The sequence below is a fragment of the Nitrosomonas sp. genome (assembly GCA_031316255.1).
Taxonomy (GTDB): domain Bacteria; phylum Pseudomonadota; class Gammaproteobacteria; order Burkholderiales; family Nitrosomonadaceae; genus Nitrosomonas.
On sequence record JALDQW010000001.1, the window covers coordinates 3,178,762 to 3,192,714 of the forward strand.

A 13,953-nucleotide genomic window follows, 5' to 3' on the forward strand; every position below is an offset into this window, starting at 1 on the left:
TTCAAGACAGTCGGGCAGCAATCGAAATACAATATCTTAATCAGACTTTTTATCAACATCGACCATCAAAAACTTGACCAGCATTGCAATCACGAAAGGCAGTGCACTCAGGCCTGTTATCATGTAGTGCTCTGCGGTAAACTGGTCGCCTTCATCCAAAATGATATAGCCAAAAAAAATCGTGACCGGCGTTAAAATCGCGAGCACCTGTATTAATAGAAAAAAACGTTTCATCGTTCTGCATTCCTGTTTTATTCAAATAAATTTATAATTCGATATTCTATTCTGCGCAATAAAACTGTTTTGATGCAAGGATTAATTGTATGAATTGATTATGGCAGCAGATCATATCCGGTTTGAAATACACCGGTGGAGTACTTGTTTGATTGTTTAAGCACCAAAACACTTAGAATGGTTTTTATCTCTATTTTTACTCCAGGAATTATGCAAACCGCAGGCCTGATAAAAACCTGTTGAGGACAAAGAAAATTAATCGATTTATAATGAGTTCAAGTCATGACAGAGGCTATACTGATATTAACCAATTTTCCCGATAAGGAAAGCGCGTCAAAACTTGCGCATAAGTTGATTGACGAACAACTGGCTGCCTGTGTCAATATTATGAACACTTGCACATCCATTTACCGCTGGCAGGATGTGACAGAGTCGGCTGACGAAACACCTGTTTTCATCAAGACCCGGCAAAAGCATTATAAGCAGGTTGAGGAACTGATTAAGTCCATGCATCCGTATGAACTACCCGAAGTGATAATTGTCCCTATTACCGGTGGCATGCCTGCTTATTTGCAGTGGATTATTGCAGAAACAAGACCATAAAAACTGAATACAAAGTACGTTCATATGCATTTATTATCGATTTTATTGCTATTATTTTCATTAACGAGCACCAATGCGGTTGCTCAGGAAAGCGGTACTTTCAGCCTGTTTTCCAAATTGCAGGAGCTCGGCATCACGCTGGGACAACAAAATTCCCAGGAACTGCTGCCGCCTGATGAAGCATTCAAGATGTCACTTGAAGTCCGCGATGGGAAAACGCTGATTGCGCAATTCACACCCGCAAAGAATTATTATCTTTATCGCGACAAAATCGCGTTTGAGCCAAAAGAAACCAGCATCTTCATTGAAAAAGTAACGCTGCCCGCAGGCAAGATGAAGGAAGATCTGACTTTTGGTCATGTCGAAGTCTATTATGAACCGATCCAGGCAGTTATTTCATTAAAGCGGGAAGCTTCGTCAATTGAACAACCGCTGTCGCTTACGGCGACCTATCAAGGCTGTAATGAGCCTGTCGGCGTATGCTACGCACCGATCAAGAAGGATTTTGATTTGACGCTGCCCGCCTTGCAGGCGATTGATGCAGTAGCCAATGCGGTCAGTGGCCAGGCAACCGCTGCCCCCTATGATGCGGCCTCGGATCTGTTCCAGATACCGTCGCGGTCATCGCAACGAACACCGGTTATAGAGACCGAAGCCTATAAAATTGACCGCATGTTCGAAACCGGCAATTTCTGGTTGATTTTGAGCGGTTTTTTTGGCATTGGCCTGTTACTGGCCTTTACACCCTGCGTTTTCCCCATGTTTCCAATTTTATCCGGAATAATTGCAAGAAAAGGCAAACATTTGACAAAAAGGCGAGGCTTTGTGCTGGCATTGGCTTATGTGCTCGGCATGGCGATCACTTATGCGATTGCCGGTGTAATTGCAGGCTTATCCGGCGCGATGCTGTCGGCCGCACTTCAGAATGCCTGGGTTTTAGGCACATTTGCAATTGTCTTTGTGTTGCTTTCCCTGTCAATGTTTGGGTTTTATGAATTGCAGATGCCCGGCAGCATCCAAAGCAAGTTGTCCGAAGAAGCCGGGCATTTGAAAGGCGGGCATTTGACAGGTGTTTTTGGCATGGGCGCTTTATCCGCGTTGATCGTGGGCCCATGTGTCGCAGCTCCGCTGGCTGGTGCATTGCTGTATATCAGTCAGACTCGGGATGTTATTTTGGGCGGTTCGGCACTGTTTGTAATGGCTTTGGGCATGGGTGTCCCGTTGTTACTATTGGGTGCTTCGGCCGGCGCCCTGCTGCCTAAAACGGGCCCGTGGATGGAATCGGTCAAGCAGTTTTTTGGGGTATTGCTGCTCGCTGTGGCTATCTGGATCATTTCTCCGGTCATTAATGAAGTGATGCACATGTTGCTATGGGCGACGTTGCTCATAATTTCAGCGATTTATTTGCATGCAATCGATCCTTTGCCGCCACGCGCGTCCGGATTGAGTAAATTTCTCAAAGGCGTTGGCGTCATGGCATTGCTGGTTGGTGTCGCGTTATTGATTGGCGTTTTGTCGGGAAGCCGCGATGTATTGCAGCCTTTATCCAAATTCAATATTGCCAGCTCGGCATCAGGATACGGAGACAATGCAGCGTATAATTCAAACGGCCATATCCCCTTCCAGCGCGTTAAAAGTATTGCCGAACTGGATGAATATATTCTCCAGGCCAAAAACAATAATCAATATGTCATGGTGGATTTCTATGCCGACTGGTGTATTTCCTGCAAGGAAATGGAACGATTTACGCTGTCAGACGCAAAAGTACAAACAAAACTGAAAGATGTAGTTCTGCTTCAGGTTGACGTGACCCACGGTACAGCGGATGATGCCGCATTGCTCAAACGCTTTAACCTGTTCGGACCGCCTGGAATTCTGTTTATCGACCGTCAAGGCAACGAGATACCGGATATCCGTGTCATCGGATTTTTGAATAAAGATGATTTCCTGACAGTATTAAACGCTGTACTGACCTAAAAGAACCGTATTATCCGCATAATCAGAACAACAAAACAAATTCATCAGATACTTGCTATTTCTAAAGGATTCACAATGCCCAAATTGAGTCAGATCATTTTATTTGCCGCTGCAGCAATTGTTGCCTTGTCGGCAGGCGTTTGGTTTCGCGCTTATTTCATGGACGGCCCTCAACCGCCGCTGCCTGAAGAAATAAGTAAACAAGGCGCACAGGTTATTTTAGCCGCAAATCTTCCCGATATTGAAGGTGTATCGCAACCGGTTTCCCAATGGCAGGGAAATGTGATTGTCGTAAATTTTTGGGCGACCTGGTGCACACCGTGCCGGGAAGAAATACCGGAATTCATCGAACTGCAACGCGAATATGAAGACCAGGGCCTGATTTTTGTTGGCATTGCTATTGACCAGGAAAACAAAGTCGTTGCTTACAGCAGGGAATTTGGCATCAATTATCCCGTGCTGATTGGGGGGTTGGGTGCGATGTCTTTGGCTGAAGCGGCAGGCAATGAGATGTCTGTACTTCCCTATACGGTTGTTTTTGACAGACAGGGCAATATTACGGACACCTTTTTAGGCCGTGTTCATAAGAAAACAATGGAAAAGAGTATTCTGCCGCTGCTAAAAGAACACGCGCAGACCACAGAGCACGCCGCCGAAATATAACACTTTTCAGTTCGTGAAATGGGTGTTTGCTCAGAAGCTAATTTGAATTTTCAGCGTTTCCGAGTAGTGGATACATCATTTCTTCAATAGATGGCTCAAAGGACTCTTCATCAAAAGCTGTATCGCCGTTGGCAAATGGCGTGTCTTGCGTTTTCAATCCCTTGAAATCAAAAAGGGACGTATCGGCCAAATGAGATAATTGGATGTTTTGCATGGCCCTGAACATGGTTTCCAGTCTGCCGGGAAAACGTTTGTCCCATTGCTGCAACATTTCCTTAATCACCTGCCGCTGAAGATTGGGTTGCGATCCGCACAAATTACACGGAATAATCGGGAAAGCAACACGTGCGGCATATGCGGCGATATCTTTTTCCTTGCAATAAGCGAGCGGACGTATGACTATATGCCGGCCATCGTCACTGATCAACTTGGGCGGCATGGCTTTGAGTTTCCCGCCATAAAACATATTCAGAAAAAGTGTTTGCAGGATGTCATCCCGATGATGACCCAGAGCGATTTTGGTTGCGCCCAATTCGCTGGCGACACGATACAGGACACCGCGCCGCAGCCTTGAGCACAGACTGCAAGTGGTTTTTCCCTCTGCAATAACACGCTTCACAACGCTGTATGTATCCTGTTCTACAATTCGGAAAGGCACGCCGATTTTGCTCAAGTATTCGGGCAATACATCTTCTGGAAATCCGGGTTGTTTTTGATCCAGGTTAACAGCAACCAGTTTAAACGGCAAAGGTGCATGCGCCTGTAAATTCATGAGAATATCCAGCAGCACATAACTGTCTTTTCCGCCGGACAAGCAAACCATGACAATGTCATCGGCCTCGATCATATTGAAATCAGCAATCGCGGTGCCGACCTGCCTTCTGAGGCGTTTCTGTAGTTTGTTGGCGTTATAAAGTGCTTTTTTAGGTAACATTTATCGGAAATGCCCTGTGACGGGTGCAGTATAATAGACAAAATAACTGGAACAATTTAGCATTAATGTTTTCTAACGGTGGCCGGATAAAAAAAGACTCTGAATAATTTATGAGAAAATCTTAATGATCAAATCCATATTAATTATATCATTGGCGGCGTTTGTTCTGTTTTCAACCAGCCCCTTTGCAAACGTGTCGCGCATTGAGATCAATGTAAAGAATGGTATCGGCGAGCCGGGTGATTCCGCAAAAGTCACCCGAATTATCAAACTGACGCAGCTGGATAATATGTTTTTGCCCAATGAAATAGAGGTTGCTGAAGGCGAAACGATCAACTTTGTTGTAAAGAATGGTGGGGATCATCGGCATGAAATGCTCATAGGAACAAAAAAAGATCTAAAAATAGCCGCCAAAATGAGGCGCATGTTTCCTGATAAAAATCATTCCGAACCGGGATTAATCCAGTTAGAACCCGGTGAGACGAAAGAATTGGTTTGGCATTTTGATCACGCGGGCACAATTGAGTTTGCATGCCCATTACCTGGTCATTTCAAGGGTATGCGTGGAACAATTTACGTGGAGAAAAAATGAAAAAACAGATAGCTACATTTCTAACCGGATCAATTTTAACTGCCGTCCTATTCGGTTTTGTACCGAATGCGATTGCAACGACAACTGTCGAAGTGTATAAAAGCCCAACTTGCGGGTGCTGCTCTAAATGGGTTGATCATATGCGTGATCACGGTTTTACGGTTATTACCAAAGATGTCGGTAATAAAGAAATTCGTAAAAAAGTAGGCATGTCTGAAACACTGGGTTCCTGCCATACCGCCCTGGTTAATGGTTATGTCATGGAAGGCCATATACCGGCTCCTGATATTATCCGCTTTCTCAGGGAAAAACCGGATGCCTTGGGGCTTGCTGTACCTGATATGCCGCACGGCTCACCCGGCATGGAAGGCAGTCGCGTCGACCCCTACAATGTATTGAAAGTCAACAATCCGGGCGATACGCGCAGGGACGCGGAAATTTACAATCGCTATGATCCTTACGCAAAGAAAGCCATGCCGCAGGCCCCTGTTACAGCACCCGATAGCAACGCTGAAGGTGCCTCTTCCATTATGCGTTTGAATAATTAATCGAACCATAATGCTGTTACGTATTATGTTGCTAAGAGGCTCCATCATTGCCTGCATGATTGCTATCGCCGGTTGCGAAGAAGCCAGTCAATCTGAAACTCGTTCGCTTAAAGATATTCTTAACCAGAATACTGAGCGGGTGGTAAGAAATTTTGATCCCGTCCAGGTCCAACGTGGAGAAATTGTTTTTCAGGAAAACTGCGAAAACTGCCATGGAAAGAAGGCGGCAGGCACTACAGACTGGCGCAAACCGGGTGCCGACGGCAGATTTCCACCTCCGCCGTTGAATGGAACGGCGCATGCATGGCACCATTCGACTGCAGTACTGAAAAAAACCATTCTTAAAGGTGGTCCACCGGAATTCAGCACCATGCCCGCTTGGGAAAACAAATTGACAGAGCAGCAGGTGGATGATGTTGTGGTCTGGATCAAATCCTTGTGGCCTGATGAGATATACGCTACCTGGTATCAAAATTTTGAAGACAAATAAAAAACGTTCGACCGGATTGCAACGCAGCATAATTCATGCAAGATTCTTTAGCTGGAACGCAAATCACTGACTGCATTCCAAAGGCTGTCCGCGGCTCCATTTTCTTCCTCACCGATGACCCAGGTACGGCACCCGAGCCGCTGAAAGACTATCAGTATTTTTTTGACGGCATCCTGCTGCTGGGTAATGACGGCCATATACTTGACGTCGGCAACGCCGATCAAATACAAGCCAGGTATCAGCTTAAAGCGCATGAAATAATCGATTTCAGCGGGAAATTCATACTGCCCGGCCTGATTGATACCCATATTCATTATCCACAATCCGAAATCATCGCAACAAACGGCGAACAGCTTGCTCAGTGGCTCGAGCAAACCGCTTATCCGGCTGAGTCAAAGTTTGCAGACAAATCATACGCACATAAAGTCAGCCGTTTTTTTCTCAACGAACTGTTACGTAACGGCACCACAACGGCTCTGGTTTTCGGCACCGTTCATAAAAACTCTGTAGATGTCCTGTTTACAGAAGCCGAAAAATTGAACATGCGTATCATCGGCGGCAAGGTCATGATGGACCGCAACGCGCCGGATGGTTTACTGGATACCCCGGAAACCGCCTTTGCCGACAGTATCATGCTGATCGATGCCTGGCATAACAAAGGCCGGCTGCACTATGCCGTAACTCCGCGCTTTGCGATTACCTCGAGCCCGGAGCAACTTGCTGTGGCGGCTAAACTGTATGACGAATACGAGGGCGTTTATTTGCAAACGCATGTTTCCGAGAATCCGAACGAAGTTGCGCTGGCAAGGCATCTTTTTCCTAAGGCTGAAAGTTATTTGCACATTTATGAAGATTTTGGTCTGGTCGGGCCCAGAACAGTTTTTGCACACGGTGTTTATTTAACTGACGACGAATTTGAATTGCTTGCAAGAAAAAACGCTGCATTGTCCTTTTGCCCGACTTCAAATCTGTTTCTCGGCAGCGGTTTATTCAACTTCAGGAAAGCGCAACACCATACTGTTCAACTCGGCCTGGGCACTGACATCGGAGCTGGCACCAGCTTCTCGATGCTCCAGACCATGAACGAAGCCTATAAAATTGCACAGTTACAAAAAACCAATGTCGACTTGCCGAAAAATGAAATTTCCTTGACGCCTTTTAAAGCTTTTTATCTGGTAACCCTGGGTGCTGCGCGCGCACTACATCTGGACGATAAGCTGGGTTCGCTGCAACCGGGAAAAGAAGGCGATTTTATTGTTTTGAATCCTGAGGCAACGCCCCTGCTCAGGTTTCGCCTGCAAAATACACAGTCTCTTGCCGAACGCCTGTTTGCGATTATGATGCTTGCGGACGATCGCGCTATTGAAGCGGTTTATTTAATGGGGCGACGCTGGATTGAGAAAACAACTGGCATGTAAAGCTGGAATTTCCATCAGGAAAAATCTTAAGGGCATCTCTAAAAATCCATACTTTGTCACAATACTTTGTTGTTCACAAAAAATATCTCCTTACATGTCAATCATATGCTGCGTCAATATTTTCTGCTCTCGCCTCGTCTTGTTTAAAACTCTGAATTTTTAGAGGTGCCCTTAATGGAAATTCCGGAGTGAATGAAAGGCGCTAACGTTACGGTAACGCTGCGCCTGACAATATCAGATTGATAGTATATTTCTGGCTTTAGAAATCAAACGTCCATTCCTGAGTCCAGTCGTCATCGGCATCTTTGAATGCGCCGACATAATCGACGGGATCAAAGAAAGAATCGTTTACCGGAACGCCGCCGAGTGTTAAAGCCGAACCTGAAGCGGGCAGGTACCCGTTCAACAGCGGATCTTCAAGGCTGTTACCCGATTGTGACGTGAACCAGTCGGCTGTTGTGAAGGTAGCGCCTGGGCCGTCCAAGAAATTGGTTGCGCAGCCATGAACAAAAGAATTGTTGATGGTCAATTCACCGCTCAGATTGCCGGGTGCACCTGCGTTCAGAAATGTGGCTTCACCATCGATTGAAATGCAGTTCTGGAAGCCGGAAATCACCGTGTTCCAGATATTGGCACCGGTGCCGCGGCGCAGCAGAATACCTTGCGTGCCTGCCGATCCGCCAATGATAGTCATGTTGGATAACACTGGTTTTGCCCGGGGTTCTATGTCATTGTTGACTTCATTGTTGTCGGCTTCAATACCACGGTCACCGTCATTGGAAGCCTGCTTGATCAATACAAACTGTGCTTTGCCGGTCCAGCCGCTGCCCCAGTCGAGACTGTCATCGCCATTATTGGTCAGTACCATATATTTCATTTGCGCTGTGCCACCAAACATTTCAACCCCATCATCGAGTCCCTGATGTACCTGAATGAATTCAAGCACGGTTCCAGCGCCAACGCCATTGAGCGTCAGGCCATTGAGCTCTTCATTCGGACGCACGGCAAAGCCAGCAAACAGGATCTGGGTATATTTGACCACTCCACTGTTGTCGTTTGGATTGTTGCCGCCAAAGGATTCGGAAGTAACCGCTTCAAACGGCACTTCGCAAGGATTCACGCCTGCATTACAGCCGTTGACCGGCGCATTGCCGGCGATCACCAGGCCGCCCCACTCGCCAGCCGCCTGTTGCGACGCACCGCTCATGACAATCGGCTTATTCGGAGTGCCTTCAGCCATGATTTTAGAGCCGCGCCTGATCCACAAAAAATCGGCGCCCTGCTGTCCGAAAATTTGCGTACCCGGATTAATCGTCAGCGTTGCGCTGTTGGTTTTGTCACCGCCAATAAATACACCGCCGGAAACTATCCACTGGATATTTTTCGTCAGCGTGATGTCCTGGTTATACTCGCCGCTCAAAATACAAGACCCTTCAACAGGACCCTGCGCTGAAAAACCCGGACAGCCCTGGAAACTGTTGCTAACCAGTTGTTCAACCGAAAAGCGATTTGTTCCCGGTATCAATTTGAGTTTTGCATAAAAATCATTCGCGCCCACCGTAATTGAAGGGATGTGTAAAGCTGTCGTCGCAAAATCGAATACGGCGCGGTCAGCTGACTTTGTTGCTGGAATCGGACTGGCTGAAATCAGTTTCAGCGCATTGCCGTCAATTTGCAATTGCACATCAAAAAATGCCGATGATGCGCCATTTAATACTTCAACAACGGGCATATCGACGATTCTCGTTGAAGGGTTGAAAGTAGCCGACGCCGCAAAACTGTTTGTAGCAGACATGCCAAGCATAAATGCCGAAATAACCGCGAGCCCTGTATGTTTGTTTTTTAACCTTACCATTTTTATCTCCAAGTTAATTATTTATGAAATTTTGGCAAGACTAATTTACCAACCTAATATGACATTCATGTTACATCGTGATGAATGGCTTAACATGCGTGGTACATATTTACAACTGCTCGGATAGGACATAAATCACGCCGATCATACCAAGGCAATTCGCACGTTTAATCAATTGACGATTGTCAGAATCTGAACTTTTGCTCAGAAACTCATTCTCACGCCGAGGTTAAACTGCCGACCTCTGCGGAACTGTCGTGTAAGTTCACCGCCTTGCAGGATCAACACATCGTCATCAAGCAGGTTCTGCATGTTCAGGCGCACAGACAGCCATTTATTGATCGACTGGTTATAGACGAAGTCGAGCTGATGAAACGGCTGCTGATATTTATCCGGCGCGCCGAGCAGGCCGGCGGAGACGATGTGTTTGCTGGTGACGTTGTAGAGCAGGGTCATTTGAGATTTCCAGGCGGGATTTTCGTAACCGATCTGGAAGTTGAAGATTTGCGCGGAATGACCCTGTAACTGACGGTTATTGGTGGTCTGCGCACCGAGATTTTCGGCATTCAGTTTGACATTGGAGCTCGACCAGGTGTAGTTGCCGCCGGCATAGAAATTCTCCAGCCACGGATGGATAAACCCAAGCCCTTTGAGCATTTCGACTTCAAATCCGTATACCCGCGCCTTGTCGGCGTTCTGATACGTCTGCAGGCCTGCGGTGCCGGGCAATGTGACCAGTTCGATCGGTTGTGTCAGGTCTTTCCAGAAGAAGCTCGCCATCAGGTTTTCATTGGGCGACAGATAATATTCCCAGCGCACATCGTAATTGGTAATGGCGGTTTGTTTCAGGTCAGGATTGCCGGTTGTTTCCTGGTTGGTGTTCAGATCGGTAAACGGCGCCGGCGACAGTTCCCTGAAATCGGGGCGCGAGAGCGTCTGGCTGAAACCCGCGCGCAGTTGCTGCTTGTCGGAAATATACATTGTACTGGTTACCGAAGGCAGCATGTCGGTGCGGTTGATGGTGCTGATGACCGACTGGTTGCTGTTGGCGACGTTCTGGAAGGTCTCGACAAACTGATCGTTGTTTTCCCACCGAACCCCGCCGGTGACATTGAAACGGTCGTAGAGCGTGTAATCCATTTTTCCGTAGTAGGACAACAGCTTCTGCGTTGCGTTGTAACTGTCGGTGGGGCGCGTGGTTTCGCGTAACTGGAAACCGTCGGTACCAATATTGGACGGCTTCAGGATCGATTCCAGCGATGACTGGGCCAGGATCGCCTGTTCAGAGCCAAGCGGTCCGACCGGGAAGAATGCAAAACGCTGGATGCGTGAATTGCGCGCTTTATCCTGCGTGATGAAACCGCCATGCAACGCCATTTTGTGGGCGGGCGTGAATTCCAGCGGCAGTTTGACGTCCATACGCCAGCTTTCATCCTTGTCGGTCAGGGTGGCATACGTCGTCTGGTTGCTGTCCGCGCGGCGCGATAACGCAAAACTGCCGTCCACCATTTCATCGAACCGGTAGTCGCGCAACTTGGGCTGATCCCGGTTGGCGGTCGCATTGGTGTACAGCCAGTTCACCGAGAGATCTTTCGCCCAGTTGAACTGATGATTGCCGCCGACCTGCTGCGTAAATAACTGGTTGGAAAGAAACCACAGTTTGGTGCGGCGGATATCGGTCACTTCGGCGTCGGTAAATCCCTGAGCAATCCGCGCTTCATCGACGGCCTGGCGTAAAAACATGGTGCGCGTGAATATGCGGTGATTGTCCTTGTATTCGATATCCGCCGCCAGATAACCGTTGAGCTCCATGGACTGCAGCGAGCGCCGGGTATCGAAATCCTGAATCATGCGCAGCTCATCGCTGCCGGTGGTTGGCGTGTATTCACGGTTGATTTCATTTTGTTTCCTGAATTGCTGATTCCAGCCGCCCGCAGCGATAAACCCCGCCCTGAAATCCCCCCTATTGAATACATTGCCCATCGCCACATCCAGCCCTCTGTCCGGCCCCACGGGTTTCTCGGTCACGTCCCAGACACCGGACAGATCTTCGCCAAAGGCTTCAATTTCCTGGGCAGTAAACCCATTCGGGTTAAACAGTGTCTGCGGCTGGATGGTGCCGCCATTGGCAGTCGCGGCAGCCAGTGAACCCGGTAAATCACGCGCGCCATCGTCAAAACTCAGAAAGTCAAGCCCGCCGCCTTTATAGGACAGGCCGTCGGCAAAGGTGGCTCTGTCATTGAACCCCGTGCTCGCACTGATATTAAAGAAGAATTCATCCGGTATGCCCCGCGTGCGCATTTCCAGCGTACCGCCCGCAAATTCACCGGGCCGGTCGGCTGAATAGGTCTTTTGCACCATTACGTTATCCAGGAAGTTGGTCGGAAAGAGATCGAGCGGCACGACGCGGCGGGTCGGATCCGGACTCGGTACCGCAGCACCGTTCACCAGCGTGGAAGAATAACGTTCGCCAAGACCGCGGATAAAAACAAACTGTCCGCCGATCAGTGTTAAACCGGAAGCCCTTCTGAGCGCACTTGCCACATCCGAATCGCCGCTACGGGTGAACTGTTCGGCGCCCAGCACGGTTGTCACTTCCGTCGATGTTTTTTGTTCCTCGATAACTGAGGCCAGTGTGCCCGCCAGATGCGGTTCCAGCACCACATATTCGGCGAGTTCCACGCCTGCCGGTGTCAGGCTGAATGCGAGCTCGGTTGTCTCGTCCCTGGTAATTTCCACCGCATCCTGTGTCTGGCTGCTGAATGCCGGGTGCAATAATGAAACACTGTAGCTGCCAACCGGGATTTCTGCCTGAAGCAGGCCTTCATCATTTGTCCTGAATTGCTGCTGCAAACCGCTGACAAATACCTGTACATCCTTGACCGGCCGGTTGGTTTCAATTGAAATCACTTTTACACTCATCAAACCGTCGCCTTCAACCACCGGCTTTTCCGCCATGGCGTCAGCGCCGGCCATGGTGCCGGTAACCGAACTTTCGATATTCAATTGCGGTTCGCGGCCATCGGGATAAAACGTCAACAGGATTTGTACGTTTTCAGCCGGCCGCAACGGCAGGTCGAATTCAAACGACTGCCCGCCGGTATTCAGTTTCATATGGTAGCTGCCGGGCGGCAGCTTTGCCGCAACACTGCCGCTGTCGCCGGTTTTAACGGTTGCGCCGCCATTGCCGCGCCAGTCGATAACGGCAGGCAGATCCGATTCGGGCAACAGCCCTGATTGACCGTCGTCCACGCTGAGTATGGTCAGTTCCGCATCGGCGATCGGCAATCCTTCCTGAAACAGATAAATCGAGAATTCAGCCAGCTCCGCTTTGCCGGATTCTCCCCAGGCAGACGCACTGATCAGCATGACCATCAATGAAATAGCCAGATGGTATAAAATTATCAGGAATTTGTTCATAACGCGGGGCTGACCGGACAGAATGCTGGATTTGATTTGACTGTTATAAACACTTCCACGGTTCTTCTTTACACATTTGCATCAACCGGCGCAGCTCAATACCTTTTCTGAAGAGTTCGGGTTCGGTCAAATGTTCCAGGTGTTTATGCGCTTGTGGAAAACGGTTGCTGGAGAAATAGGCATACGCCAACGCGTAACGTACATGCTGGTCTTCCAGCAGTCCCGTGCGGTACAGGCTGGATTCCATGTTGGCGGCGCGCTCGTACTGCTTGAGCGCCAGCAGAATAGACAAGCGTTGCTTGAACTTGACCGATTGATCCCGCACGCCTTCATTCAGCGTCAGGGCCTTATGAAAGCGGTTTGCACGGCGGTAAACTTCTGCGGCTTCCGACAGCAGCTCCGGATTCAGTAATGCCGCCTGTTCAAGAATGAACGCCGCCGAATTGAGCTGTCCCTGATCAAGATACGTGTGTGCGAGCAGTTTCGCAACCATTTCGTTATTCGGGAATTGCAATCGGGCAATTTCAAGTATCGCCAGCGCTTCCTGGTACTGCCTGCTCAGCCGCAGCGCATTGCCTATGGCGATATAATCTTCTGCGGCGGCTTTCGATTGCGCCAGGTATCGCCTGCCCAGTTGAGCCGCTTCATGAAACAGCTCAAGCTCGACAAAATAAAACACCTGGCGTCTGAGAAAGCTGTAATCCTGGGGATACAAGCGTTGCCCTTCAATGAGTGTATTGATGGCGGCATCGGGTTTTTCCAGATGCCAGTAGGCCTGTGCTTTTAATACGATCAGGTCGGCTCTGCTGGCATGCTCGCCGGATTTGCCTATCGCCTGGATTGTGTGTTGGTATTCCTTGAGCGCATAGTGCGCCTGCGCCAGATAAACAAAAATAACGGTTTCCGTTTGTCCGTTTTGAATGGCCCGCTGCAAACTGTCTTTGGCCGCAATGAAATCGTTCAGATTCAAATACGCCAGGCCCTGCAGCGTATAAAACCGCGCCAAATCGGTTTTTTCATCTTCGAGATCGACACTCTGCAAGGCGAGCAAGGCACGGTCGCTGTGACCGTCCCGGAGCATCACCGCTGCCAGTTCCAGAAAATCGCTCGACTGTGTCCGGTTTTCATCTGCCCAGACTATGCCGTTCAACATCCCCAGCAAGACAACCATGCTGAACAGGGTTAGGCATCGGATTCTCAGAAACATAAGGCGCCTACA

Annotated in this window: 12 protein-coding genes; 7 read left to right on the plus strand and 5 right to left on the minus strand. The window is 48.7% G+C overall.

Annotated elements, in window-relative coordinates; genetic code table 11:
* Nucleotides 1–36 precede the first annotated feature (36 nt).
* Nucleotides 37–234 carry a hypothetical protein gene (locus MRK00_14075; protein ID MDR4518493.1) on the minus strand — a complete coding sequence of 66 codons (198 nt, stop codon included), beginning with the start codon at nucleotides 232–234 and terminating at the stop codon, nucleotides 37–39.
* Between the two features lie 282 nt (nucleotides 235–516).
* On the opposite strand from MRK00_14075, the gene MRK00_14080 reads away from it, so the two are divergent.
* From MRK00_14080 to MRK00_14090, 3 genes are all read left to right on the plus strand, one after another.
* A complete protein-coding gene (locus MRK00_14080; protein ID MDR4518494.1) occupies nucleotides 517–837 on the plus strand; it encodes a divalent-cation tolerance protein CutA in 321 nt (106 codons plus the stop codon).
* A 24-nt stretch (nucleotides 838–861) separates the two neighbouring features.
* Nucleotides 862–2,814: a protein-disulfide reductase DsbD gene (gene dsbD, locus MRK00_14085; protein ID MDR4518495.1), complete on the plus strand. Its 1,953-nt coding sequence runs from the start codon at nucleotides 862–864 to the stop codon at nucleotides 2,812–2,814.
* A 75-nt stretch (nucleotides 2,815–2,889) separates the two neighbouring features.
* Nucleotides 2,890–3,477: a TlpA family protein disulfide reductase gene (locus tag MRK00_14090; protein MDR4518496.1), complete on the plus strand. Its 588-nt coding sequence runs from the start codon at nucleotides 2,890–2,892 to the stop codon at nucleotides 3,475–3,477.
* A gap of 37 nt (nucleotides 3,478–3,514) precedes the next feature.
* Here the strand turns inward: MRK00_14090 and ttcA are convergent, their stop codons facing one another.
* Nucleotides 3,515–4,411, minus strand: coding sequence for a tRNA 2-thiocytidine(32) synthetase TtcA (gene ttcA, locus MRK00_14095; GenBank protein MDR4518497.1), 897 nt, complete (start codon nucleotides 4,409–4,411; stop codon nucleotides 3,515–3,517).
* Nucleotides 4,412–4,535: 124 nt separating this feature from the next.
* On the opposite strand from ttcA, the gene MRK00_14100 reads away from it, so the two are divergent.
* From MRK00_14100 to guaD, 4 genes are read left to right on the plus strand one after another with little or no spacing between them, the layout of a single operon-like run.
* A complete protein-coding gene (locus tag MRK00_14100) occupies nucleotides 4,536–5,003 on the plus strand; it encodes a cupredoxin domain-containing protein (protein ID MDR4518498.1) in 468 nt (155 codons plus the stop codon).
* Nucleotides 5,000–5,551: a DUF411 domain-containing protein gene (locus MRK00_14105; GenBank protein MDR4518499.1), complete on the plus strand. Its 552-nt coding sequence runs from the start codon at nucleotides 5,000–5,002 to the stop codon at nucleotides 5,549–5,551. Before MRK00_14100 ends, MRK00_14105 begins: the two co-directional genes overlap by 4 nt.
* Before the next feature lie 10 nt (nucleotides 5,552–5,561).
* A complete protein-coding gene (locus MRK00_14110; protein ID MDR4518500.1) occupies nucleotides 5,562–6,041 on the plus strand; it encodes a cytochrome c in 480 nt (159 codons plus the stop codon).
* A gap of 35 nt (nucleotides 6,042–6,076) precedes the next feature.
* A complete protein-coding gene (guaD, locus tag MRK00_14115; protein MDR4518501.1) occupies nucleotides 6,077–7,459 on the plus strand; it encodes a guanine deaminase in 1,383 nt (460 codons plus the stop codon).
* A 259-nt stretch (nucleotides 7,460–7,718) separates the two neighbouring features.
* On the opposite strand, the gene MRK00_14120 is transcribed toward guaD, so the two are convergent.
* From MRK00_14120 to MRK00_14130, 3 genes are all read right to left on the minus strand, one after another.
* The gene (locus MRK00_14120; GenBank protein MDR4518502.1) at nucleotides 7,719–9,314 is read right to left on the minus strand and encodes a hypothetical protein; all 1,596 of its coding nucleotides are present in this window, start codon (nucleotides 9,312–9,314) and stop codon (nucleotides 7,719–7,721) included.
* 204 nt (nucleotides 9,315–9,518) lie between these two features.
* Complete coding sequence (locus tag MRK00_14125; protein ID MDR4518503.1) at nucleotides 9,519–12,734, minus strand: TonB-dependent receptor; 3,216 nt, start codon at nucleotides 12,732–12,734, stop codon at nucleotides 9,519–9,521.
* A 43-nt stretch (nucleotides 12,735–12,777) separates the two neighbouring features.
* Nucleotides 12,778–13,941: a tetratricopeptide repeat protein gene (locus MRK00_14130; protein ID MDR4518504.1), complete on the minus strand. Its 1,164-nt coding sequence runs from the start codon at nucleotides 13,939–13,941 to the stop codon at nucleotides 12,778–12,780.
* Nucleotides 13,942–13,953: the final 12 nt, after the last annotated feature.

Excerpts from the sequence above, each read along its gene's own strand:
- ttcA (MDR4518497.1), bottom strand. The coding sequence starts at position 4,411 with ATGTTACCTAAAAAAGCACTTTATAACGCCAACAAACTACAGAAACGC.
- MRK00_14080 (MDR4518494.1), top strand. The coding sequence starts at position 517 with ATGACAGAGGCTATACTGATATTAACCAATTTTCCCGATAAGGAAAGC.
- MRK00_14110 (MDR4518500.1), top strand. The coding sequence starts at position 5,562 with ATGCTGTTACGTATTATGTTGCTAAGAGGCTCCATCATTGCCTGCATG.
- guaD (MDR4518501.1), top strand. The coding sequence starts at position 6,077 with ATGCAAGATTCTTTAGCTGGAACGCAAATCACTGACTGCATTCCAAAG.
- MRK00_14120 (MDR4518502.1), bottom strand. The coding sequence starts at position 9,314 with ATGGTAAGGTTAAAAAACAAACATACAGGGCTCGCGGTTATTTCGGCA.
- MRK00_14105 (MDR4518499.1), top strand. The coding sequence starts at position 5,000 with ATGAAAAAACAGATAGCTACATTTCTAACCGGATCAATTTTAACTGCC.
- dsbD (MDR4518495.1), top strand. The coding sequence starts at position 862 with ATGCATTTATTATCGATTTTATTGCTATTATTTTCATTAACGAGCACC.
- MRK00_14130 (MDR4518504.1), bottom strand. The coding sequence starts at position 13,941 with ATGTTTCTGAGAATCCGATGCCTAACCCTGTTCAGCATGGTTGTCTTG.
- MRK00_14090 (MDR4518496.1), top strand. The coding sequence starts at position 2,890 with ATGCCCAAATTGAGTCAGATCATTTTATTTGCCGCTGCAGCAATTGTT.
- MRK00_14125 (MDR4518503.1), bottom strand. The coding sequence starts at position 12,734 with ATGAACAAATTCCTGATAATTTTATACCATCTGGCTATTTCATTGATG.
- MRK00_14075 (MDR4518493.1), bottom strand. The coding sequence starts at position 234 with ATGAAACGTTTTTTTCTATTAATACAGGTGCTCGCGATTTTAACGCCG.
- MRK00_14100 (MDR4518498.1), top strand. The coding sequence starts at position 4,536 with ATGATCAAATCCATATTAATTATATCATTGGCGGCGTTTGTTCTGTTT.